Here is a 21,670-nt window from a genome sequence, read left to right as displayed (position 1 = left end):
GACGTCCTTGGCTTGGTCTGACCGGATCAGGGCGGGATCGGGCGCGGAGCGCGGTCAGCCGCGTTATGGTGCCCGGCGGCGGCGCGCCCCCTCATGGAAACGGGAGGCCGCAGCCCCCCGTTTCGCAATCTGCCTTGTACCTACTGCGTCCAGCGCACGCCGGTCAGATCGACGGCCTGGGTCGGAGAATTCTCCCACAGCCCCTCGATATTGGCGTTGGCCACCCCGGTCTTGGGCAGCTGGAACAGGTAGGCGTTGACGTAATCATCCGCGATCATCTGCTGCGCTTCCCGGTTGATCCGGCTGCGCTCGTCCGGGTCGGTGGTGACGGAAAGCTCTTCCATCAGGCTCTGGAACTCGGCGCTGTCGTATTGGAAGTAATAGTCGGGCCGAGCGTAGATGTTGATGTCGGCGGGCTCGGTGTGGCTGATGATCGTCAGGTCGAAATCATAGCCCCGGAAGACCTGCTCCAGCCAGCCGGCCCATTCGAGGTTGGTGATCTCCGTCTCGATGCCCACGTCGCGCAGCTGGCTGGCGATGATCTCCCCACCACGGCGCGCATAGGCGGGGGGCGGCAGCATCAGGCGCAGGGTCAGGTCCTCGACACCCGCCTCGGCCAGCAATTCGCGGGCGCGGTCCGGGTCGAAGGCCGATTGCTCGGTCAGGTCGACGTAATCGGGGTTGTGCGGCGCGAAATGGGTGCCGATGGGCGTGCCGTAGCCGAACATCGCCCCGTCGATGATGTCCTGGCGGTTGATCGCATGCGAGATTGCCTGCCGCACCAGCGGATCCGACAGGACCTCGCCCGCGTTGTTCATCGCGAGGATCGTCTCGCCCTCGGTGGAGCCGACGATGACGTTGAAGCGGGGATCGGCCTCGAACTGCTCCAGCGTTTCTGGCGCGGGGAAGACCGGGAAGGCATCCACGTCGCCCGCCATCATCGCGGCAAGGGCGGCGTTGGGATCGCTGATGAAGCGGAAGGTCACTTCGGTCAGGGCGGCGGGTTCACCCCAGTAATCCTCGTTGCGGGTCAGGGTGATGCTGTCGCCCTGCCGCCACTCGGAAAAGGCGAAGGCGCCGGTGCCCACGGGGTCGGTGGCGTTGGTCTCGGCGCTGGCCTCGTCCACGATCACCGCGTCGCCCCAGGCCATGTCGAAGAGGAACGCGCCGTCCGGCCCGTCGAGGGTGACGGTGACGGTCGTGTCATCCACCGCCTCGACGCTGGTGATGTTCGCAAAGAGCGCGGCCTGCGCGTTGGTGGAGCCCTCGGCGCGGGCGCGGTCGAGCGAGAAGACGACATCCTCCGCCGTCATCGCCGCGCCGTCGTGGAAGGTCACGCCCTCGCGCAGGTGGAAGGTGTAGGTGGTGCCGTCCTCGGAGATCTCCCAACTCTCGGCGAGGCCGGGAATGACGGAGCCATCGGCGGCGAAACGGGTCAGGCCTTCGAAGACGTTGGCATAGACCACCTCGTCGATGGCGGCAGCCGCGCCGCCGGTCGGGTCGAGCATCGGCGGCTCAAGCTGCATGCCCACGGTGAGGGTCGTCTGCTGCGCCATCGCGGCACCGGCGGTCAGCGCCAGCACGGCCGCGCTGAGGCGAAGGGTGGTTTTCATGATCTCTCTCCCTGAGGTCTGATTTTCGCCAGTGTGCCGCAGGGAAACCGGGACGCCTACCGAAAAGTTTGCCCCCATGTCTCGGGCACCGCCACGCCGAGGGATTTCAACCCGTCGATCTGCCGCGCCACGTCCTCGGCAAAGCGCGCGGCGAGGCCTTCGGGCAGGGGCCGCGGCGGCGAGGGGTTCACGACCCGCGAGGTGATTCTGTCCGGCAGATCGACCGCTGGAAGCTCCAGAAACCGCTCGATATCCGCGATGAACGCCCGCGGCTCGGCGCGGATGCGGTCGAAGACGTCGATGCGCAGGCAGTCGCGCGGCAGGGCGGCGCGCATCCGTTCGATCGCCGCGACGTAATCGTTATGGGCTAGGTAATCGACATCGTGGCGGATGTGCCGCTCCAGCTCATCGAGGCTCCACACATTCAGTTTCTCGCTCGCGCCCTGCACTTTCAGGTGAAAGCGCACGTGGCTCCAGAGCCGGTCCAGCGGATCGCGGAGCGTGTAGAGCACCCGCAGCTTGCGGGTCCGGGCGTGGAGCGCGGCCCATCCCTCCTCGGGCACCAGCGCGTTCATGTTGGAGAAATCCGCGATCCACCGCGCCGCCCCCCGGTCGCGGTAGAGGTTCTTGAACCACGTGTCGTCGACAGCCCCGTCGAGCCAGCGCGCGGTCCAAGCCACGCGTTTTTGCAGCACCGGCAGGGCCGAGGCCTCGGGATCGAAGCGCAGGTATCCCTGCGCCCGCCGCATCCGCGCCGCGTCGGAGAGGATGCTGGCGTTCACGTGGCGCGCGTAGAGGTAATGCACCTCCTTCTCGCGACAGAAGTGGATATCGGGGTGACGGTTGAGCGCGTCATACATCCACGTCGTCCCGGCCTTCATCGCGCCGACGCCGAGCAGCAGATGATCGAAGGTAGCGGTCTCGGTCATGGCGGGGCGCTCCGGAAAAGGGCAGGGCGCCGGTGAACGGCACGGGACGGAGGCTAGGGGGAATTCGTTTAAAATTCGTTGCGAGGGTGAGAGGGGATTCGCACCGCTTGCGGCCACCCGCCCGTGCCCTCGCACGGGCAGCCCCCGTCCGCCCCCCCGGGCGGGGGCTTCTCCCCCACCCGGCGGCCGGGCGCTGCCCTAGGTTGGGCGCGTGCCCGGTAGCCAGTTCACCAGTCCCGTCCGATCCCAGGCGAGTGGGCTCCTCCCACCCGGCGGCCGGGGGCGGTTGGGAGCGCCTAGAGCAGCAGTTCCGCCAGCGTCAGTGCCATCACCTTGGCGCTGTCCTCCATGTCCTGCACGCCCACCCATTCGTCGGGCTGATGGGCAAGGTCGAGGATGCCCGGGCCATAGGCGATACAGTTCTTCAGGGTGCCGATCCGGTCGATGTGCTTCTGGTCGTAGGTGCCGGGCGACACGACGAATTCCGCCCGCGTTTCCAGCACCTTGGCGATGGCGGCCTCGACCGTTTTGACCACCGGTGCGTCGCGGTCTGTCATCGTGGGCGAGACGCTCCACAGCTCGTTCAGCTCGTAGTGGAAATCGGGCCGCTCGGCCTTCACCTTCTCCAGCACCGAGACGATCTCGGCGCGGACCTCGCCCTCGTTCTCCTCGATCAGGTAGCGGCGGTCGATGGTGATCTTGCAGCGGTCGGGCACGCAGGCGGCGGGCAGGCCGGTGTAATCTTCCTCCTGCACCGGCTCGCCGCCGTGGATCGCGTTGATGTTCATCGTCGATTGCTTCGCGCCCTCAGGCACCACCGGCATGTCTGTGCGCTTGGTGGCCAGCAGCGGGAAGAGGCTCGCCTCCATCTCGGCCAAGACCGCGCCCATGTGGCGGACGGCGCAATCGCCGAGGAAGGGCATGGAGCCATGGGCGATGCGGCCGTGGGTCTCGATCTCGGCCCACCAGACGCCGCGATGGCCGAGGCAGATGCGATCCTTGTTGAGCGGCTCGGGAATGATCACGTGCTGCACACGCTCGGGCGCGAAGTAGCCTTGCTCGGCGAGGTAGGCCACGCCGCCGTAGCCGCCGGATTCCTCGTCCGCCGTGGCGCTGATCTCGATCGCGCCGTTGAACTCGGGATGGGTGGCGATGAAGGCTTCGGCCGCGATGACCGAGGCCGCGAGCCCGCCCTTCATGTCGCAGGCACCGCGCCCGTAGATGCGCCCGTCCTCCAGCTCGCCGCCGAAGGGGTCCTTGGTCCAGCCGTGGCCCACCTCGACAACGTCGTGGTGGCTGTTGAAGTGGACGCAGTCGCCAGCGCCGCGCTCCAGCCGGGCCACCATGTTCCAGCGCGGGTAGGTATCGCTGTCGGCCACGGCCCCCTTGGCCCGCACCAGTTCCACGGTGAAACCCTGCCTGCGCAGACGCTCACCGAGGTACTCGCAGATGTCGAGATACTGCAGCCCCGGCGGGTTCAGGGTGGGAAAGCGGATGAGATCCTGGGTCAGCGCGATGAGCGCATCGCGGCGGGACGAAACGGCGGTGAGAAGGGGCGTGTCAGACATGGGCGCAGCTTGGCCCCGGCGCGCGGGGGCTGCAAGCCCTGCCATTTGGCGCAGTTTCGCCTATATGTAGGAAAACGCGCGCGAAAGGGAGAGTGGAGCGATGTTGGGAATGGGACGCGTGGCGATCGTGATGCTTGTGGCGCTGAGTGTCGTCTACATCTGCATGTTCTACTATCTCCGCTCCGGCGCGCGAATGCGGCTGGAGGAGGACTGGGTCCACGAGGGACGCCCCGGCGACCGCGACGACTGGATCGACCAACGGCTGGAGCCGGCGGTCTCGCGCATAAGGGTCTGGCTGGTGGTCTGTGTCTATGTCATTCCGGTGGTCGGATTGATTGCCTTTGTCTGGCTGAGCAATTGAAGGAAGAACGTTGATGCGGTGGGCCCGGATATTCATTTTGGTGATCCTGTTGGGATTGCTCGGCGCGTTTGCCCATTACACCTTGCCGCAACGCGACGTGGTGCGGATCGTCGACACGCAATTGCAGCTGACCGAGATCTCGGGCGCGAGCGCGTGGTTCTACGCGCAGTCCGACAGCGGCGCGGCGGGCACCTCGGTTCAGCGTGACGTGCGGATCATCTCGGCGGTGCGGGCCGACGGCTCACCCATCGATTACCGCAACGAGGATACCGGCATCTTCGGCTGGCCGCCCTATTTCAAGATCGACAGCCAGGATTTGCAGACCGAGGCGCAGGACCTCCGCTCGACCCGCGACGCGCCGGTCTGGGTGGCGATCACCCATTACGGCTGGCGCTCTAACCTGCTGTCGAGCTACCCCAATGCGATCTCCATCACCCGCGTGGACGGGCCGGAAACCACCCTGTTTCCCTGGATGCCCCTCGTGATCCTCGCCGTTCTGGCACTGCTTCTCTTCATGATCTGGCGCATGTGGGAGCGGTTCGAGGACCGGGTCCTGGTGCCCGCTCGCGACGGCGCGGCGGTACGGTGGGCGAAGCTGAAGGACCGGATGAGCGGACGCTGAGGCGTCGCGCCCGGATTGCGTACAGCGGTGCGCGGGGCTTCTGTCGGAATGAGTTGTATTGGCCAAGATGAAGGGGGAGCGGTGTGGGTGCCGCGCGCTGGTGCGTTTGTGGCGGGCCGGGAGAGGCGCGCTCGTTTCTCGGGCGGTGGGAGCGGGTTGAGGGCGCGGGGTCGCGTTGGATTTACCAAGGTGAAGGGGGAGCGGTGGTGCTCCCCCTTTCTGTTTGGCGGATCACTCGCCGTAAGGAATCCAGACGGTCTTGGTTTCGGTTGCGGCCTCGAGCACCGGGCGCAGATCTGGTGAGGTCCAGTCGGGCATGCCCGCGCGGGCGCCGGCGGTGGTCCAGCTGCGCTTGAGGTTGCCGGCCGAGGCTTTCTCGAGCTCGGCCATGTCAGCGTGGGGGGTGAAGGCCCAGAGCGCGTCGATCTCCATGTGGCTGGCCAGCGTCGGCGCGAGATCGGCGTGGTTGCCGGTGACGATGTTGACCACGCCGCCGGGCACGTCGGAGGTATCGAGCAGCTGGTAGAAATCGGTCATCACCAGCGGCGCGGCCTGCGAGGGGGCCAGCACCACCCGGTTGCCCATGGCGAGCGCGCCGGCGAGGAGCGTCGTGGGGGCGAGGAGGGGGCTGTCGTCGGGGGCGAGCATGCCGATGATGCCGACCGGTTCCTTCATCGCCAGCGCCACGCCGCGCAGGGGAACGCCCTTGGCGGTACCGTCGTATTTGTCGGCCCAGGCGGCGGCGGTGAAGAGGGTTGAGATGGCCTGATCCACCTCGCCCGTGGCCTTGCCGGCGCTGGTGCCGAGGCTGTCGGCGATGCGGGTGGCGAATTCCTCGGCGCGGGCGGAGAGGTTCTCGGCCAGGTAATAGAGGATCTGCGCCCGAAGGTGACCGGAGCTGACGCCCCATTTCGCGGCCGCGCGCGCGGCCTCCACCGCGTTGCGGATGTCCTTGCGGTTGCCCAGTCCGGTATGGCCCAGAAGCGCGCCCTTGCGGGAGTAATGCGCCTGGCTGTAGCCGCCGTCGGGCCGGGCCTGCTTGCCGCCGATGTACATCTTGGCGGTGCGGTCGAGGTCGCCCGCCTCGGGCGTCTCGGGTGCTTTCGGCGGGGACAGGGGCTTGCAGGCAATCGGCTTGGTGTCGGACTTCAGGTAGGCCGAGAGGCCCTCCCATCCGCCTTCGCGCCCGAAGCCACTTTCGCGCACGCCGCCGAAGGGGGCGGCCGCGTCGAAGAGGTTGGTGGCATTGACCCAGACCACCCCCGCGACCAGTTTTGGCGCGATATCGAGGGCGAGGTTCACGTTCTCGGTCCAGAGCGTCGCGGCAAGCCCGTAGCGGGTGTTGTTGGCGACCTCCACGGCCTCGGCCGGGGTGCGGAAGGTGGTGGAGACGAGGACCGGCCCGAAGATCTCCTCCTGCATCAGTGGAGAGGCGGTGTGCAGGCCGGTGATCAGCGTCGGCGGGTAGAAGCAGCCCGTCTCGGGCATCGCGACCGGCGCCTTGTGGATCTCGCCGTCGGAGGCATCGACCAGCCGGGTGATGGTGTCATGCTGGACCGGGTCGACGATGGCGCCCACGTCGATGGACTTGTCCAGCGGATCGCCCACGCGCAGCTTGGCCATGCGCGCCTTCAGGCGGCGGTGGAAGTCATCGGCGATGTTCTCCTGCACCAGCAGACGGGAACCGGCGCAGCAGACCTGGCCCTGGTTGAACCAGATCGCGTCGACCAGCCCCTCGATGGCGCTGTCGATATCGGCGTCGTCGAAGACGATGTAGGGGGACTTGCCGCCCAACTCCAACGTCAGGCTCTTGCCGCTGCCGGCGGTCTGCTCGCGGATGCGGCGGCCGACGGAGGTGGAGCCGGTGAAGGCGATCTTGTCGACCTCGGCATCGACCAGGGCGGCGCCGGTCTCTCCATCGCCGGTGACGATGTTGACCACGCCCGCGGGCACGCCGGCCTCCTGGCAGATCTCGGCGAAGACCATCGCGGAGAGCGAGGTATATTCCGCCGGTTTCAGCACCACGGTGTTGCCCGCCGCCAGCGCGGGGGCGATTTTCCAAGCGAGCATCAGCAGGGGGAAATTCCACGGGATGATCTGGCCGCAGACGCCAAGCGCGCTGTGGCCGGGCATCTCGACCGGCAGCAGCTGTGCGAGGCCCGCGTGGTAATAGAAATGCCGGATCGCCAGCGGGATGTCGATATCGCGGCTCTCGCGGATCGGCTTGCCGTTGTCGAGGCTCTCCATCGTGGCCAACAGGCGCGAGTGTTTCTGCATCAGGCGGGCAATGGCATAGAGCACGCGGGCGCGCTTGTGGGCATCGCGGCCCCAGGCGGGCTGCGCCTTGCGGGCAGCCTTCACGGCACTGGCAACCTCCTCGGCGGTGCCTTTGGTGACCCCGGCCAGCTTCTCGCCGGTGGCGGGGTTGGAGGAGGCGAAATCATCGCGCAGCGGACCCCATTTGCCGTTGATGAAATGGCCGGCGATGCCGCCCCGCTCCTGCAGCCAGGCACGCGCCTCGGCGGCGCTTTCGGGGGCGAGGCCGTAATCCATGGTCTCGAAAATCGTGGCGGTGGTCATGGGTTATCCCCCGATGAAGATGTAGGCGGCGATGGAGGCCGCGCTGGCGGCGCAGGCGGCAAGGGTCACGGAGCGGGCGCGGTCCGAGGCCTCGGCCACGGGGCGGAGGTCGGCGGGCATGTCGGTGCGCGCAGCCTTGTTGCGATAGGTGCGGTGGAACAGTCGCGCCTGCTCGGGGCTGAGCTTGCCGGCTTCCTCGCGCAAGGGGCGGCTGACGCGCAGCACCAGCCAGAGGCAGAAGCCCACGACGATCACCAGCAGCACGAGGTTGAGGTCGATCGGCATCGCCTACCCGATCCCGTGGCGGTACCCGGCCGAATAGGCCCCGGTCACGTGGTGTTCCAACTGGCGTTCAATGTCGCCCAACAGCGACGAGGCGCCGAAGCGGAACAGGTCGGGCTGCAACCAACGATCGCCCAATTCCTCTTTCATCAGCGACAGGTAGACCAGCGAATCCTTGGCCTTGCTGATCCCGCCCGCGGGCTTGTAGCCGACCTCGAAGCCGCTGCGCGCCTCGTAGTCGCGGATTGCGCGCACCATGGTGAGCGAGACGGGAAGCGTGGCGTTGACGCTCTCCTTGCCGGTGGAGGTCTTGATGAAATCGGCGCCGGCCATCATGCACACGAGGCTGGCGCGGGCGACGTTGCGCAGGGTGCCGAGCTCACCCGTCGCCAGGATCGCCTTCACATGGGCCTCGCCACAGGCGGCGCGGAATTCGCGCATCTCGTCGTAGAGCGCCTGCCAGTTGCCGGTCAGCACGTGGCGGCGCGAGATCACGATGTCGATCTCCTCGGCGCCCGCCTTCACGCTCTCCTCGATCTCCGCGACCCGCAGGTGGAACGGCGAAAGACCCGCCGGAAACCCGGTGGAGACGGCAGCCACGGGAATGCCGCTGCCCGCCAATGCCTCGACCGCGACCTCGATCATGTCGTGATAAACGCAAACCGCGCCGGTGGTGATCGCCGGCAGGCCGAGCGCTTCCAGCAGATCGGCACGCACCGGCTGCCGCGCCTTGGCACAGAGCCGCCGCACGCGGCCCGGGGTGTCGTCGCCCGCAAGCGTCGTCAGATCGATCAGCGTCACCGCCTTGGCCAGCCACGCGGCCTGATGCGCCTTCTTGACCGAGCGCCGCCCCGGCAGGCTTGCCGCGCGCCGTTCGATGGCCGAGGTATTGGCCTGCACGCGGGCCACCCAATCCATGTCGAGCTCCATGCCCGCATTGCGCGGCAGATGGACCTGCGGAAGCTGGTCGGCGCGGGTCGTGGCCGTGTCGGTCGTGGTGGTCTGGGTCATGGGCATATCGGATTCCGAGTGTTTCCCGACCGTCCCACGGGCCGCACAAAAACGCAAGGTTGACCAATCGGTCAAATTTGCGCCGGGCGCAACGTCACAAGCGCCGCCGTGCCCTCATGGCGGTCGCCTGGCGGCAACGCACCGCCCTCCCTGCTTCATCTTTTCACAAATACGGAAATCCCCGGTTTCAACCGCGCGGGGCGTGACAGGGGGGCGCGGGCGCGGTAACAGGCGCCAAACCCGGAGGTGCCCCATGACTTTTGACCGTTCCATCAAGATCGCCCCCTCGATCCTCGCTGCCGATTTCGCCAATTTCGGGGCCGAGGTGCAGGCCGTCGAGGCGCAGGGCGCGGACTGGATCCACATCGACGTGATGGACGGCCACTTCGTGCCGAACCTGACCTTCGGCCCGCCGATGGTGAAAGCGCTGCGCCGCCATGTCAGCACGGTGATGGACGTGCACCTGATGATCTCGCCGGTCGATGCCTATATCGACGCCTACGCGGATGCCGGGGCCGATGTCCTCACCGCCCACGTGGAGGCGGGCCCCCATATCCACCGCACCCTGCAGGCGATCCGCGGCGCGGGGATGAAGGCGGGCGTGGCGCTGAACCCCGGCACCCCGGCCAGCGCCGTGGCCCATGTGCTCGACCTCTGCGATCTGGTCTGCGTGATGACCGTGAACCCCGGCTTCGGCGGCCAGAGCTTCATCGACATGTCCGACAAGATCGCCGAGCTGCGCCGGATGATCGGCGACCGCGAGGTGCATATCGAGATCGATGGCGGCGTTGATACCAAAACCGCCGGAACGGTGGTGCAGGCCGGGGCCGACGTGCTGGTGGCGGGCTCTGCCGTCTTCCGCGGCGGCTCGGTCGAGGACCCGGCCCCCTACGGCGAGAACATCCGCAACATCCGCGCGGCGGCCGAGGGCTGAGCCGCGGCGCGACCCACAGGCTTCAGCGCGCGGCCTTCGCCTCCTGCTGCGCGTCGAACTTGTCCCAGAGGTGCATCCACCCCTTCTGCCGCGCGTCCGCCAGCCAGAGCTTGCGGCGCGCATCCGGGGTTTCCAGCGCGCGATAGAGGCCGCCGGAATACTTCGGCCAATCCAGCGCCAGCCCCTGTTTCACCAACTCCGCCGAGAGATCACGCCCGTCGCTGAGCGAACAAATCGCGACGGTGCGTCCGTGATCGTCGATCGAGGTGACCTCGGCGGTCACGATCTGGTTCTTGCACAACTCGAACATCGCCCATTTGGCGCGTTTGCCGAAGGGATGGTTCATCTCCGGCGCGTCGATGCCAAAGAGGGTATCGCCATCGACCACATACGCACGGCCCGAGAGGATCTGGCCGCTCGGCGCGGGGTGCGCGGTGCGCTCGGAGAAGGGGGCGGGAGGCGGAGGTGAGGGCGCGGCCTCGCCGATTGATGCGGGCGGGGCTGGCGCAGGCGGGGCTGGTGCGGGCGGCGGGGGGGTCTGGTCGAGCCGGATCTCCGGCGGCGGGCGGCTGGCACGGCGAAAGACTGTCACCGCCAGATAGACGATGACCCCAAGGCCGAACAGCACCACCAGCGCTTCCATACTCGCTCCGATCTTCTTTACCCAAGCTTATCAACGCTTAAGGGTAACCCAAGGTCAAGAGTGGCGGGCCCGCCGGGAGGGCGGATCGGTGGCTGAGCCGGGTTGTCACGCCCGGCTGCCGAGGGGGGTTTCCCCTCCACGCATGCTCTGCTTGGCCGCCCATCCTGCACCCTTTGGGGGTGGTCTGGGGGAGGGGCGCATACCGTCCGTGAGTGATGCATCGCGGAAGGTTGTCCTCTGGCCGCGTTAAAAAAGCGTGAACGTGATGCGAGAATTCGGACGGCCGCGTCAGGCGAGCGCGTCAAGGATCGCGTCGAACCGCGGGTCCCTCTCGCGCAGGGAAGACCAGACCAGCACGATGGCGGCGCGGGCCTCGGGGTCGGTGATCGGCACGGTGACCAGCGGCTTGCCATCGTAGCTGAGCTGCGTCGGCGGCTGCGCGTAGCTGATGCCGATCCCGGCGCCGTGGGCGGCGAGGGAGCGCATGGTCTCGACCGAGGCAACGCGCTGGCGCACCTCGGGCGCAAGCTGCGTGCGGGCGAAGAGATCGCGCATGAACCCGTCCGAGACCTCCTCGCTGAACAGGATCACCGGATGCGCCGCGACGTCGTGCAGAGACAGCGCGCTGCGGGTCGCCAGCGGGTGATCGGGGGCGAGAAAAGCAACGGGTGAGACCTCGCGGATCCTGCGGCGCAGAAAGCCCTCACCGAAGCCCACATCATAGCAGATCGCGGCATCCATGCGGCCTTCGGACAGGTCGGCGGAGATGCTGGCAAACCGGCCCTCGCGGCTCTGAAACCGGGTCTCCGGGAAACGCTCGGCAAGACTGGCGAGGGAGGGCGCGAGATACCAGGCCGCGAGGTCCTCGAAACAGCCGAGCGTGAAGGTCGCCTGCGCCTCGGTTCGGTGGTTTTCGATCCGCGCGGCATGGGCCAGCAGGCTGCGCGCCTCGTCGATGATGCGGTGGCCGAAGGGCGTGACCGCCAGCGCAGCGCCCTTGCCCCGTTGGAAAATCGCCGCGCCAAGTCGTGCTTCCACGCGGGTCAGCGCGGTCGAGAGCGAGGGCTGCGAGACGTTCAGAACAGCCGCCGCATGGGTCAGGCTGCCGGCATCGGCGACGCCCACGATATATTCATATTGGCGCAGGGTTAGGTATAGCATGAGGCTAATAATACTATTCTCATGTATTATTGGAAGTTAATCCTCGCCGCTTCTAATCTCCGGCTAAACAGGAGGATCACCACGATGCACGCACTCGTCACCCAGGACCATATCGATACCTTTCAGCGCGACGGCGTCGTGTTGGTGAAGGGTCTTTTCGCCGATCACATCGACACCATTCGCGCAGGGATCGAGCGCAACATGGAGGAGCCCGGCCCCTACGCCGCCGAGAACCTGAAAGCGGGCGAGGGTGGGCGTTTCTTCGACGATTACTGCAACTGGACGCGCATCGCCGAGTTCGAGGAGGTGATCCGCAACTCCCCCGCCGCCGAGGTCGCCGCGGACCTGATGGGCTCGGACCGGGTGCAGGTGTTCCATGACCACGTGCTGGTGAAGGAGCCGGGCACCTCCAAGCCCACGCCCTGGCACCAGGATGGGCCCTATTACTTCGTCGATGGCATCCAGAACGTCAGCTTCTGGTCGCCGATGGATACGGTCACCAGCGCCAGCCTGCGCTGCGTTGCGGGCAGCCACGCCTGGGAGAAGCAGGTGCTGCCGACGCGTTGGCTGGCGGAGACGAGCTTCTATCCCAACGAGGACGAATACATGCCGGTGCCCGACCCGGACGCGGAAGGCATGTACATCCGCGAGTGGGAGATGGAGCCAGGCGATGCGGTGGCCTTCAACTACGGCACGTTGCATGGCGCGCGGGGCAACACGACGCAGACCCGGCGGCGGGCGTTCTCGCTGCGGCTACTGGGCGACGATGCGCGCTACGTCGAGCGTCCCGGCCCGACCTCGCCGCCGTTTCCCGGCCACGACATGGTGCCGGGGCAGGTGCTGCGCGAGGACTGGTTCCCGGTGATCTACCAACGCTGAGGAGGCGGTGCGCGGTCGCGGCCTGAAGGGCGGCCGTGACCGACGTGGAACCGGGCGTCCGGCGGATCGCGCCGCCGGTTACTCGGCCATCTGCCGGTCGACCATCTGCTCCTCGTTGATCATCGCCTGCAACTGACGGCGGAAGCGGAGCTGGCCACCGTCGATGGGCAGGTCGATATGAGGCGAGGTCTTCTCCTCCATGCCCTTCTGCACCTCGTTGAGCACCGCGCGGTCTTCCTCGAAGGCGTGCTGCACGTCCTCGGTCATCATCTGGGAGAGCGCCGCGTCATCGGGGCGGATGTTGCGGAGCTGGAACCAGTAGTAGCGGGTCTCCCGTTCCGTCGTGGGGGTCATGAAGTTGTAGCTGTCCATGATGAAGGTCTTCTCGTGCAGGGGGCCGTCCGGCCCGCCGGTGCCCGCGGGGGTGAAGACCGCGCGGATAAGCGCGTGGGAGGGGTAGCGGACCTCGTAGTGTTGCAGGCGGTCGCAGTTGCCCTCGAACTCCACCACCTTCTTGTAGAAGGGCGCGGGTTCGTGATCCATCATCCAGCGGTGCACGATGACGCCGTCATCGGTCTTGGTGATCCGCAGCGGCGTGTCGCGGGTGGCGGCGGCGGCGAAGCTGGACTGGTGGACCCAGGCCACGTGGGTGGGGTCCAGCAGGTTGTCGCACATCAGCAAGTAGTTGCAGTTCAGCTCCATCGCCGCGCCGCGGTTGATGCCCCAGTCGGGGTTGTCGTAATTCTCGATCTCGAAGATGTCGGCGGGATCGGCCAGCGCCGGGTTGCCCATCCAGATCCAGACCAGCCCGTATTTCTCGTGCACCGGGTAGGCGTGGACGTTTGCGTTGGAGGGAATGCGCCCGGTGCCCGGCGCCCAGACGCATTTGCCCGCGCAGTCGAAGGTCAGACCGTGGTAGCCGCATTCCACCGTGTCGCCCTTGATCCGCCCCTTGGAGAGCGGCAGCTTGCGGTGGGGGCAGGCATCCTCCAGTGCGACCAGCTCGCCCTTCTCGGTGCGGAAGATGCAGACCTTCTCGCCCAACACGAGGATCTGCTGCAGCTCGCGCGTGACCTCGTGATCCCATGCGGCGACATACCAGGCGTTCTTCAGGAACATGCGGTTTCCTTTGTTGTCGGTGTGTTGAGCGGTATCAGCCGTTGAAGGCCCGTTCCAGTTCGGCCTCGTCCAGCTTGACCATGGAGAACATCGCCTGTGTCACGCGGCCCAGTTTCTCCGCGTCGTCTGAGCGCATCATCTCTTCCAGCCGCGCGGGCACGATCTGCCAGCGGAAGCCGAAGCGGTCCTTCAGCCAGCCGCACATGATCTCGGACCCGCCGCCCTGCAAAAGCGCTTCCCAGAGCCGGTCCACCTCGGCCTGATCGTCACAGGTGACAGAGAGCGAGACGGCCTCGGAGAACGGCTGGTCCGGCCCGCCGTTGAGCGCCTGATAGGGTTGGCCGTTCAATTCGAACTCGACAAGGATCACGTCACCGGCGCGGCCCGCCGGCCAGTCGGCCCCGGCGCGGTTGCGCGAGGTGATGCGGGACCGGGGGAAGACGCTGACGTAGAATTCAGCGGCTTCCTCGGCAGTGCCATCGAACCAGAGGCAGGGTTTGATCTTCTGCATGACCTGTCCTTTCGAGACCGATGCCTAAAGAATACCCGGCAAGTTCAGCCCCTTTTCCCGGGCGCAGTCCAGCGCGATCTCATAGCCCGCATCGGCGTGGCGCATGACGCCGGTGGCCGGGTCGTTCCACAGCACGTTGCGCAGGCGGCGGTCGGCGTCCTCGGTCCCGTCACAGCAGATCACCATGCCGGAGTGCTGCGAGAAGCCCATGCCGACGCCGCCGCCGTGGTGCAGCGAGACCCAGGTGGCCCCGCCCGCGACGTTGAGCATGGCGTTGAGGAGCGGCCAGTCGGACACGGCGTCCGAGCCGTCGCGCATCGCCTCGGTCTCGCGGTTGGGCGAGGCGACGGAGCCGCTGTCGAGGTGGTCGCGGCCGATGACCACGGGGGCGGAAAGCTCGCCGTTGCGCACCATCTCGTTGAAGGCGAGGCCGAGCTTGTCGCGCAGGCCGAGGCCCACCCAACAGATCCGCGCGGGCAGGCCCTGGAACGAGATGCGCTCGCGCGCCATGTCGAGCCAGTTGTGCAGGTGCGGGTCGTCGATCAGCTCCTTCACCTTGGCGTCGGTCTTGTAGATATCCTCCGGATCGCCCGAGAGCGCACACCAGCGGAAGGGGCCGACACCACGGCAGAACAGCGGGCGGATGTAGGCGGGCACGAAACCGGGGAAGGCGAAGGCGTTCTCCAGCCCCTCTTCCTGCGCCACTTGCCGGATGTTGTTGCCGTAGTCGAGCGTCGGGATGCCGGCGTTCCAGAAGTCCACCATGGCCGCGACCTGCACCTTCATGGAGGCGCGGGCGGCCTTCTCGACGGCCTTGGGATCGCTCTCCTGTTTCTCGCGCCACTCGGCGACGGACCAGCCCTGGGGCAGGTAGCCGTGGACGGGGTCGTGGGCCGAGGTCTGGTCGGTGACCATGTCGGGTTTCACGCCGCGGCGGACGAGTTCAGGGAAGACATCGGCGGCGTTGCCGATCAGCGCCACGGATTTCGCCTCGCCGGCCTTGGTCCAGCGTTCGATCATCTCCAGCGCTTCGTCGAGGCTGTGGGTCTTCTCGTCCACGTAGCGGGTGCGCAGGCGGAAGTCGGCGCGGGTCTCGTCGCATTCCACGGCAAGGCAGCAAGCGCCCGCCATGACCGCGGCCAGGGGCTGTGCGCCGCCCATGCCGCCAAGGCCACCGGTCAAAATCCAGCGGCCCTTGAGGTTGCCCTCGTAATGCTGGCGACCGGCCTCCATGAAGGTCTCGTAGGTGCCCTGCACGATGCCTTGGGTGCCGATGTAGATCCACGAGCCGGCCGTCATCTGGCCGTACATGGCGAGGCCCTTCTTATCGAGCTCGTTGAAATGGTCCCAATTGGCCCAGTGGGGCACGAGGTTGGAGTTGGCGATCAGTACGCGGGGCGCGTCCTTGTGGGTGTTGAAGACCCCCACAGGCTTGCCCGATTGCACCAGCAGGGTCTGGGTCTCGTCCAGATCCTTGAGCGCGGCCACGATGGCGTCGAAATCCTCCCATGTGCGGGCGGCGCGGCCGATGCCGCCGTAGACCACCAGCTCGTGCGGGTTCTCGGCCACGTCGGGGTGCAGGTTGTTCATCAGCATCCGCATCGGCGCCTCGGTCAGCCAGCTCTTGGCGGTGATCTCGGTCCCGGTGGGCGGGTAGACGTCGCGGAGGTTGTGGCGGGGGTTGGTCATCGGGAGACTCCCAGGTTCGGGGCCAGGTCGGCCAGGGCGGAGAGGATGTTGGCGAGATAGGGGCGCAAGGCGCGGGCCTTGGCGTCGTCATAGGTCCAGGGCGGCCCTTCGGCGGCGAGGTAGGTGGATTGCGCCAGTTCCATCTGGATGGCGTGCAGGCCCTCGGCGGGCCGCCCGTAGTGGCGCGTGGTCCAGCCGCCCTTGAAACGCCCGTTCAGCACCGAGGTATAGGGCGCGGCTTCGCAGAGGTCCCGTGTCGCGGCCTCGATGTTCTGGTCGCAGGTCTGGCCGAGATTGGTGCCAATGTTGAGGTCGGGCAGGGTGCCGTCGAAGAGGAAGGGAATGTCGGAACGGATCGAGTGGCAATCGTAGAGGATCGCGACCCCGTGGCGGGCGCGGACGCGGTTCAGCTCTGCCGCCAGCGCCGCGTGATAGGGGGCGTGGAAGGCGGCGAGGCGGGCGGCCACGTCCTCGTCGGAAGGTGGCGCGTCCCATATGTCCTGCCCGTCGAAATCGGTCAGCGGCACCAGCGTCGTGGTGTTCTGGCCGGGGTAGAGGCTTTCGCCCGCCGGATCGCGGTTGGCGTCGATCACGTAGCGGTGGAAATTGGCGCGCACGGTGGTCGCGCCGGGCAGGAGGTCGGCATAGAGCCGGTCGATGTGCCAGTCGGTATCGGCCAGCTTGCGCCCGTTGTCGTTGAGCCGCGCGGCGATCTCGTCCGGCACATGGGTGCCCGTATGGGGCAGCCCGAGGACGAGGGGGCCGTCGCCGCGGGTGATGCTGACGGGGGTCATGGGGCCTCCCCCTTCACGAAGGCGGGCAGTTCGACCGAGGCGGCCAGCGCGCCGTCGCGCACAAGCGCGCTCGCGGCGTCGAGGGAGGGGGCCATGTAGCGGTCCTCGGCCAGGGTCGGCACCTCGGCGCGGAGCGTGGCGATGGCGGATTTCAGCGGTGCGCTGGTCTCCAACGGGGCGCGGAATTCGATGCCCTGCGCGCCGCACATGGCCTCAACCCCGAGGATCACGTTGAGGTTGCGGTTCATCCGTTCCAGCCGCCGCGCGGCATGGGCGGCCATGCTCACGTGGTCCTCCTGATTGGCGGAGGTGGGCGTGCTGTCGGTCGTGCAGGGATTGGCGAGGTGCTTGTTCTCGCTCATCAGCGCGGCGGTCGTGACCTCGGCGATCATCAGGCCGGAGTTGAGGCCGGGATCGGGCGTCAGGAAGGGCGGCAGGTCGCAGGAGAGCGTCGGGTCCACCATCAGCGCCACCCGGCGCTGGGCGATGGCGCCGATCTCGGAGATGGCGACGGCGATCTGGTCGGCGGCAAAGCCCACCGGCTCGGCATGGAAGTTACCGCCCGAAACGATAAGCCCCTCCTCCACCAGCACCAGCGGGTTGTCGGTGACGGCATTGGCCTCCACCTCCAGCGTGCGGCCGGCGAAATGCAGCAGGTCCATCGCCGCGCCCGTCACCTGCGGCTGGCAGCGGATGCAATAGGGGTCCTGCACGCGGGTGTCGCCCTCGCGGTGGCTCTCACGGATGACGGAGCCTTCCATCAGCGCCCGCTGCGCGCGGGCCACGGCGATCTGGCCGGCATGCCCGCGCAGGGTATGGATGGCATCCTGTAGCGGCGCGGTGGAGCCCATGATCGCGTCGGTCGAGAGCGCGCAGGTCAGCACCGAAGTCGCCGCGTTGCGCCACGCGCCCCATAGGCCCACCAGCGCGCAGGCGGTGGAGAACTGGGTGCCGTTGATCAGCGCCAGCCCCTCCTTGGGCCCGAGCACGATGGGGGTGAGGCCGGCCTTTTCCAGGGCTTCCCCGGCGGGCATCCGATTGCCCTCGAACAGGGCCTCGCCCTCGCCGATCATCGCGGCGGCCATATGCGCCAGCGGCGCGAGATCGCCCGAGGCTCCGACGGAGCCCTGCGAGGGGATCACCGGGGTCACGTCTCGGGCCAGCATCTCCTCGATGATGCGCACGGTGGACATCGCCACGCCCGAAGCACCGCGCCCGAGCGAGAGCAGCTTCAGCGCCATCATCAGCCGGGTCGTGGCGACGTCCAGCGGCTCGCCCACGCCGCAGCAGTGCGAGAGGATCAGGTTGCGCTGCAGCGTCGCGACATCCTCGGGCGCAATCTTCACCGAGGCCAGTTTGCCGAAACCGGTGTTGACCCCGTAGACGGCCTCCGCGCCGTCGGCGGCCTTCTCGACCAGCGCGCGGGCGGCCTCGATGCCGCTGTGGGAGTCGGGGGTCAGCGCGGCGGGGCGGCCGTTGGCCCAGATGTCATGCAACTGCGCCAGTGTGGCCGCGCCGGGGGTAAGCGTGAGGGTCATGATGCGCCTTTGAAGATGCGGGAATGGAGCGGGTTGAAGCCGATGCGGTAGGCCAGTTCCGAGGGGTGATCCGCGTCCCAGACCGCGAGGTCGGCACGCAGGCCCGGGGCGATGCGGCCACGGTCGCCGTGGCCGAGCGCGCGGGCGGCATGGGCGGTCATGCCCAGAAGCGCCTCCAGCGGGGTCATGCGGAACAGGGTGCAGGCCATGTTCATGGTCAGCAGCGGCGAGGTGAGCGGCGAGGAGCCGGGGTTGCAATCGGTCGCCAGCGCCATCGGCACGCCATGGTCGCGGAAGGCCTGGATCGGCGGGGCCTGCGTTTCGCGCAGGGTGTAGAAGGCGCCGGGCAGGACGGTGGCCACGGTGCCCGAGGCGGCCAGCGCGCGGGCGTCCGCCTCGGTGGCGTATTCCACGTGGTCAGCCGATAGCGCGCCGTAGCGTGCCGCCAGTTGCGTGCCGCCGATGTTGGAGAGCTGCTCGGCGTGGAGCTTCACCGGCAGGCCGAGTTCGCGCGCCACGTCGAAGACCCGCGCGATCTGGGCCGTGTCGAAGGCGATGCCCTCGCAGAAGCCGTCGACCGCATCGACCAGCCCCTCGGCATGGGCGGCGCGCAGGGCGGGGATGCAGACCTCGTCGATGTAGGCGTCGGGACGATCCTTGTATTCGGGCGGCGTGGCGTGGGCGCCGAGGAAGCTGGTGACGACCTCCACCGGCCGCGCCTCGGCGATGCGGCGGGCGGCGCGGAGCATCTTCAGCTCGGCTTCGACGCTCAGCCCATAGCCGGATTTCACCTCGATCAGCGTGACGCCCTCGGCGATCAGCGCATCGACGCGGGTGAGCGCATCGGCCAGCAGCGCCTCTTCCGAGGCGGCGCGGGTCGCCGTGACGGTGGAGACGATGCCGCCCCCCGCCCGCGCGACTTCTTCGTAGGAGGCGCCGTTGAGGCGCAGCTCGAACTCGGCGGCGCGGTTGCCGCCGTAGACGACATGGGTGTGGCAATCGATGAGTCCCGGCGTCAGCAGACGCCCGCCGAGATCGCGGGAGGGGACGTCGCGGTGTTCTGCCGGGAGGTCGGCCATGGCGCCGACCCAGGCGATGCGGTCCCCGTCCAGCGCCACGGCGCCATTCGAGATCAGCCCGTAATCGGCATCACGCGCGAGGGTCACAACATGGGCGTTTGTCAAAAGCATCGGCGCGACTCACTTGCAAATAGGCGTGCTTAATGTTTTTATGTGCAGACATAATAATCTGTCAAGCGGAGCGTGCCATGCAGATGATCTGGGCTGAAACGGCGTTGTTGCCCTCGGGATGGGCGCGCGATGTGCGCGTGGCGGTGGACGGCGCGGGCCGGATCGCGGCGGTGTCGGAAGGTGTCGAAGCGCCGGCGGACGCCGTGCGCGTCCCGATGCTGCTGCCCGCCCCGGTCAACGTCCACAGCCACGCCTTCCAGCGCGCTATGGCCGGGTTGACCGAGCGGCGCGGGCCGGACCCGCGCGACAGCTTCTGGACATGGCGGCAGCTGATGTTCCGCTTCCTCGACCGGCTGACGCCCGAGCATATCGAGGCGATCACCGCCTTCGTGCAGATGGAGATGCTTGAGGCCGGATATGCCTGCAACGCCGAGTTCCACTACCTGCATCACCAGCCGGGCGGGGTGCCCTACGACAACCTCGCGGAGCTGTCCGAGCGCGTCGTCGCGGCCTCGGATCAGAGCGGGATCGGCCTGTGCCTTCTGCCGGTGCTCTACCAATACGGCGGCTGCGACGGGCGCGACCTGGGGCCGGGGCAGATCCGCTTCGGCAACGATTTCGAGCGCTACTTGCGGCTGCGCGAGGAGGCGGGCGCGGCGCTGAAAGCCTCGGACGCCACGCTGGGCGCCGCGCCGCACTCGCTGCGGGCGGTGGGGCAGGACGACCTCAAGCGCTTCGCCGCGCAATTCGCGGAAGGGCCGATCCACATGCACCTCGCCGAGCAGCGCGCCGAGGTGACGGAGGTGGCGGACGCATGGGGCGCGCGTCCGGTGGAATGGGCGCTGGAGAACATGGCGCTCGATGCGCGCTGGTGCCTGATCCATTGCACCCAGATGCAGCCGCAGGAGACCGAGGCGCTGGCGCGCAGCGCGGCCGTCGCGGGGCTCTGCCCGATTACCGAGAGCAGCCTCGGCGACGGCATCTTCGATGGCATCCGCTGGGCGGAGGCGGGCGGCGCGATGGCGGTGGGCTCGGACAGCAACATCCGCATCGCCCTGTCCGAGGAGCTGCGCACGTTGGATTACTCGCAGCGCCTGCGCGACGGCTCCCGCGCGGCTTTTGCCAGCGCGGAGAAATCCACCGGGCGGCGGCTCTATGATGCCATTCTCGCCGGTGGCGCGCAGGCGGCGCAGCGCGACAGCGGTGCGCTGGAGACCGGGCAATGGGCCGACATGCTGGCGCTCGACACCGGGTCGAAGCACCTCTGGGGCCGCGAGGGCGATACCGCGCTCGACGCCTGGATCTTTGCCGGGGACGACCGTCTGGTGCGCGAGGTTTGGTCTGCCGGGCGGCACATGGTAACAGGCGGGCAACACCGGCGCCGCGCGGAAATCGTGGCCGCCTACAAGCAGACCATCGACGCCCTGAAAGACGCCCTATGAGCACGCCCTCGTTCCGAAACTGGCAAAGCGTGCAGGACGAGGCGCTGCGCCGCATCCATGCGCGCGAATGGGCGCCGGGAGAGTTGATCCCGAACGAGGCCGATCTGGCCGAGGAGTTCGGCTGCGCCCGCTCCACCGTGAACCGCGCGCTGCGGTCGCTGGCCGAGAGCGGCATCCTCGACCGTCGCCGCAAGGCCGGCACGCGGGTCGCGGCGCAACCGGCGGCGCGGGCGACCCTGACGATCCCGGTCATGCGCCACGAGATCGAGGAGCGCGGCGAGACCTATGGCTACCAGCTGGCCTATCGCGCCACGCAGGTGCCGCCGATCACGACGAGCGCCGCGATGGCCACGGGCTCCCGCGTGCCCTTGCTCCACGTGCGCGCGCTGCATCTGGCCAGCGGTACGCCCTATGCGCTGGAAGACCGCTGGATCAACACCGAGGTTGTCCCCGCCGCGCTGGAGGAGGATTTCGAGGCGATCAGCGCCAACGAATGGCTGCTGCACCACGCGCCCTATACCCACGGCGAGATCGCCTTTTCGGCCGTCAGCGCCAGCGATGACATGGCCGAGGCCTTGCTGTGCCCGGAAGGCGCGGCACTGTTCACCATCGACCGGGTGACATGGGACGGCGCGGCCTCGGTCACCAAGGTGCGGCTGCTCTTCGCGCCGGGCTACCAGATGCGGACCGGGCTGTAGCTCCGGGCCCGACCTTGCCTGTGGCGCTGAGGCCGCTAGGGTGCGCGCGACACGCAGGACCCGAGGCGCAGGATGCCGCGCCGGTCCGGGTGCCACTTGGCGCAAA

Annotated in this window: 20 protein-coding genes; 6 read left to right on the top strand and 14 right to left on the bottom strand. The window is 67.8% G+C overall.

All coding sequences use genetic code 11. The features are described from left to right. Positions 1 to 140 precede the first annotated feature (140 nt). The 3 genes from KYE46_RS16590 to KYE46_RS16580 all read right to left on the bottom strand — a co-directional run bounded on the left by KYE46_RS16590 (position 141) and on the right by KYE46_RS16580 (position 4,110). Positions 141 to 1,613 carry an ABC transporter substrate-binding protein gene (locus tag KYE46_RS16590; protein ID WP_219002229.1) on the bottom strand — a complete coding sequence of 491 codons (1,473 nt, stop codon included), beginning with the start codon at positions 1,611 to 1,613 and terminating at the stop codon, positions 141 to 143. A 56-nt stretch (positions 1,614 to 1,669) separates the two neighbouring features. Continuing rightward, positions 1,670 to 2,542: a sulfotransferase gene (locus KYE46_RS16585; RefSeq protein WP_219002227.1), complete on the bottom strand. Its 873-nt coding sequence runs from the start codon at positions 2,540 to 2,542 to the stop codon at positions 1,670 to 1,672. A gap of 296 nt (positions 2,543 to 2,838) precedes the next feature. Further along, entirely contained in the window at positions 2,839 to 4,110 is a 1,272-nt protein-coding gene (locus tag KYE46_RS16580; protein ID WP_219002225.1) for an acetylornithine deacetylase/succinyl-diaminopimelate desuccinylase family protein, read from the bottom strand. Between the two features lie 100 nt (positions 4,111 to 4,210). On the opposite strand from KYE46_RS16580, the gene KYE46_RS16575 reads away from it, so the two are divergent. Continuing rightward, positions 4,211 to 4,471 (top strand): hypothetical protein, encoded by a 261-nt coding sequence (locus KYE46_RS16575; RefSeq protein ID WP_219002223.1) that lies wholly within the window; start codon positions 4,211 to 4,213, stop codon positions 4,469 to 4,471. Between the two features lie 13 nt (positions 4,472 to 4,484). Continuing rightward, complete coding sequence (locus KYE46_RS16570) at positions 4,485 to 5,093, top strand: DUF1523 family protein (protein WP_219002221.1); 609 nt, start codon at positions 4,485 to 4,487, stop codon at positions 5,091 to 5,093. A gap of 231 nt (positions 5,094 to 5,324) precedes the next feature. On the opposite strand, the gene KYE46_RS16565 is transcribed toward KYE46_RS16570, so the two are convergent. From KYE46_RS16565 to deoC, 3 genes are read right to left on the bottom strand one after another with little or no spacing between them, the layout of a single operon-like run. Further along, positions 5,325 to 7,673 (bottom strand): aldehyde dehydrogenase family protein, encoded by a 2,349-nt coding sequence (locus KYE46_RS16565; protein WP_219002218.1) that lies wholly within the window; start codon positions 7,671 to 7,673, stop codon positions 5,325 to 5,327. Positions 7,674 to 7,676: 3 nt separating this feature from the next. Next, positions 7,677 to 7,958 (bottom strand): hypothetical protein, encoded by a 282-nt coding sequence (locus KYE46_RS16560; protein ID WP_219002216.1) that lies wholly within the window; start codon positions 7,956 to 7,958, stop codon positions 7,677 to 7,679. Positions 7,959 to 7,961: 3 nt separating this feature from the next. Continuing rightward, positions 7,962 to 8,966 carry a deoxyribose-phosphate aldolase gene (deoC, locus tag KYE46_RS16555; protein ID WP_219002214.1) on the bottom strand — a complete coding sequence of 335 codons (1,005 nt, stop codon included), beginning with the start codon at positions 8,964 to 8,966 and terminating at the stop codon, positions 7,962 to 7,964. A gap of 253 nt (positions 8,967 to 9,219) precedes the next feature. Here deoC and rpe point away from each other — a divergent pair, with 253 nt between their 5' ends. Next, entirely contained in the window at positions 9,220 to 9,900 is a 681-nt protein-coding gene (gene rpe, locus KYE46_RS16550) for a ribulose-phosphate 3-epimerase (protein ID WP_219002212.1), read from the top strand. Positions 9,901 to 9,922: 22 nt separating this feature from the next. Here the strand turns inward: rpe and KYE46_RS16545 are convergent, their stop codons facing one another. Together KYE46_RS16545 and KYE46_RS16540 are read right to left on the bottom strand one after the other, a co-directional pair. Then, positions 9,923 to 10,543, bottom strand: coding sequence for a thermonuclease family protein (locus KYE46_RS16545; RefSeq protein WP_219002211.1), 621 nt, complete (start codon positions 10,541 to 10,543; stop codon positions 9,923 to 9,925). A 288-nt stretch (positions 10,544 to 10,831) separates the two neighbouring features. Beyond that, positions 10,832 to 11,704, bottom strand: a complete 873-nt coding sequence (locus tag KYE46_RS16540) for a LysR family transcriptional regulator (protein WP_219002209.1) — start codon at positions 11,702 to 11,704, stop codon at positions 10,832 to 10,834. A gap of 84 nt (positions 11,705 to 11,788) precedes the next feature. On the opposite strand from KYE46_RS16540, the gene KYE46_RS16535 reads away from it, so the two are divergent. Beyond that, positions 11,789 to 12,583, top strand: coding sequence for a phytanoyl-CoA dioxygenase family protein (locus KYE46_RS16535; protein WP_219002206.1), 795 nt, complete (start codon positions 11,789 to 11,791; stop codon positions 12,581 to 12,583). A gap of 78 nt (positions 12,584 to 12,661) precedes the next feature. Here the strand turns inward: KYE46_RS16535 and KYE46_RS16530 are convergent, their stop codons facing one another. The 6 genes from KYE46_RS16530 to hutI are packed head-to-tail and all read right to left on the bottom strand — an operon-like array spanning position 12,662 to position 19,424. Further along, positions 12,662 to 13,702: an aromatic ring-hydroxylating dioxygenase subunit alpha gene (locus tag KYE46_RS16530; RefSeq protein WP_219002204.1), complete on the bottom strand. Its 1,041-nt coding sequence runs from the start codon at positions 13,700 to 13,702 to the stop codon at positions 12,662 to 12,664. A 34-nt stretch (positions 13,703 to 13,736) separates the two neighbouring features. Continuing rightward, complete coding sequence (locus tag KYE46_RS16525; RefSeq protein ID WP_219002202.1) at positions 13,737 to 14,213, bottom strand: VOC family protein; 477 nt, start codon at positions 14,211 to 14,213, stop codon at positions 13,737 to 13,739. 24 nt (positions 14,214 to 14,237) lie between these two features. After that, a complete protein-coding gene (gene hutU / locus KYE46_RS16520; protein WP_219002200.1) occupies positions 14,238 to 15,902 on the bottom strand; it encodes a urocanate hydratase in 1,665 nt (554 codons plus the stop codon). Then, entirely contained in the window at positions 15,899 to 16,696 is a 798-nt protein-coding gene (gene hutG / locus KYE46_RS16515) for an N-formylglutamate deformylase (RefSeq protein ID WP_219002198.1), read from the bottom strand. The genes hutU and hutG overlap by 4 nt, the downstream gene beginning before the upstream one ends. Continuing rightward, the gene (gene hutH, locus KYE46_RS16510) at positions 16,693 to 18,234 is read right to left on the bottom strand and encodes a histidine ammonia-lyase (protein ID WP_219002196.1); all 1,542 of its coding nucleotides are present in this window, start codon (positions 18,232 to 18,234) and stop codon (positions 16,693 to 16,695) included. The genes hutG and hutH overlap by 4 nt, the downstream gene beginning before the upstream one ends. Next, positions 18,231 to 19,424 (bottom strand): imidazolonepropionase, encoded by a 1,194-nt coding sequence (gene hutI, locus KYE46_RS16505; RefSeq protein WP_219002194.1) that lies wholly within the window; start codon positions 19,422 to 19,424, stop codon positions 18,231 to 18,233. Before hutI ends, hutH begins: the two co-directional genes overlap by 4 nt. A 77-nt stretch (positions 19,425 to 19,501) precedes the next feature. On the opposite strand from hutI, the gene KYE46_RS16500 reads away from it, so the two are divergent. Together KYE46_RS16500 and hutC are read left to right on the top strand one after the other, a co-directional pair. Then, complete coding sequence (locus tag KYE46_RS16500; protein WP_219002192.1) at positions 19,502 to 20,866, top strand: formimidoylglutamate deiminase; 1,365 nt, start codon at positions 19,502 to 19,504, stop codon at positions 20,864 to 20,866. Beyond that, positions 20,863 to 21,564, top strand: coding sequence for a histidine utilization transcriptional repressor HutC (gene hutC, locus KYE46_RS16495; RefSeq protein ID WP_219002190.1), 702 nt, complete (start codon positions 20,863 to 20,865; stop codon positions 21,562 to 21,564). Before KYE46_RS16500 ends, hutC begins: the two co-directional genes overlap by 4 nt. The last annotated feature ends 106 nt before the right edge of the window (positions 21,565 to 21,670 follow it).

This window comes from Gymnodinialimonas ceratoperidinii, assembly GCF_019297855.1.
In the GTDB taxonomy this organism is placed as follows: Bacteria; Pseudomonadota; Alphaproteobacteria; order Rhodobacterales; family Rhodobacteraceae; genus Gymnodinialimonas; species Gymnodinialimonas ceratoperidinii.
This window is presented reverse-complemented; position numbering and strand designations above follow the sequence as displayed.

Coding starts and splice junctions, on each gene's coding strand:
- KYE46_RS16590 (WP_219002229.1), bottom strand. CDS start 1,613: ATGAAAACCACCCTTCGCCTCAGCGCGGCCGTGCTGGCGCTGACCGCC.
- KYE46_RS16585 (WP_219002227.1), bottom strand. CDS start 2,542: ATGACCGAGACCGCTACCTTCGATCATCTGCTGCTCGGCGTCGGCGCG.
- KYE46_RS16580 (WP_219002225.1), bottom strand. CDS start 4,110: ATGTCTGACACGCCCCTTCTCACCGCCGTTTCGTCCCGCCGCGATGCG.
- KYE46_RS16575 (WP_219002223.1), top strand. CDS start 4,211: ATGTTGGGAATGGGACGCGTGGCGATCGTGATGCTTGTGGCGCTGAGT.
- KYE46_RS16570 (WP_219002221.1), top strand. CDS start 4,485: ATGCGGTGGGCCCGGATATTCATTTTGGTGATCCTGTTGGGATTGCTC.
- KYE46_RS16565 (WP_219002218.1), bottom strand. CDS start 7,673: ATGACCACCGCCACGATTTTCGAGACCATGGATTACGGCCTCGCCCCC.
- KYE46_RS16560 (WP_219002216.1), bottom strand. CDS start 7,958: ATGCCGATCGACCTCAACCTCGTGCTGCTGGTGATCGTCGTGGGCTTC.
- deoC (WP_219002214.1), bottom strand. CDS start 8,966: ATGACCCAGACCACCACGACCGACACGGCCACGACCCGCGCCGACCAG.
- rpe (WP_219002212.1), top strand. CDS start 9,220: ATGACTTTTGACCGTTCCATCAAGATCGCCCCCTCGATCCTCGCTGCC.
- KYE46_RS16545 (WP_219002211.1), bottom strand. CDS start 10,543: ATGGAAGCGCTGGTGGTGCTGTTCGGCCTTGGGGTCATCGTCTATCTG.
- KYE46_RS16540 (WP_219002209.1), bottom strand. CDS start 11,704: ATGCTATACCTAACCCTGCGCCAATATGAATATATCGTGGGCGTCGCC.
- KYE46_RS16535 (WP_219002206.1), top strand. CDS start 11,789: ATGCACGCACTCGTCACCCAGGACCATATCGATACCTTTCAGCGCGAC.
- KYE46_RS16530 (WP_219002204.1), bottom strand. CDS start 13,702: ATGTTCCTGAAGAACGCCTGGTATGTCGCCGCATGGGATCACGAGGTC.
- KYE46_RS16525 (WP_219002202.1), bottom strand. CDS start 14,213: ATGCAGAAGATCAAACCCTGCCTCTGGTTCGATGGCACTGCCGAGGAA.
- hutU (WP_219002200.1), bottom strand. CDS start 15,902: ATGACCAACCCCCGCCACAACCTCCGCGACGTCTACCCGCCCACCGGG.
- hutG (WP_219002198.1), bottom strand. CDS start 16,696: ATGACCCCCGTCAGCATCACCCGCGGCGACGGCCCCCTCGTCCTCGGG.
- hutH (WP_219002196.1), bottom strand. CDS start 18,234: ATGACCCTCACGCTTACCCCCGGCGCGGCCACACTGGCGCAGTTGCAT.
- hutI (WP_219002194.1), bottom strand. CDS start 19,424: ATGCTTTTGACAAACGCCCATGTTGTGACCCTCGCGCGTGATGCCGAT.
- KYE46_RS16500 (WP_219002192.1), top strand. CDS start 19,502: ATGCAGATGATCTGGGCTGAAACGGCGTTGTTGCCCTCGGGATGGGCG.
- hutC (WP_219002190.1), top strand. CDS start 20,863: ATGAGCACGCCCTCGTTCCGAAACTGGCAAAGCGTGCAGGACGAGGCG.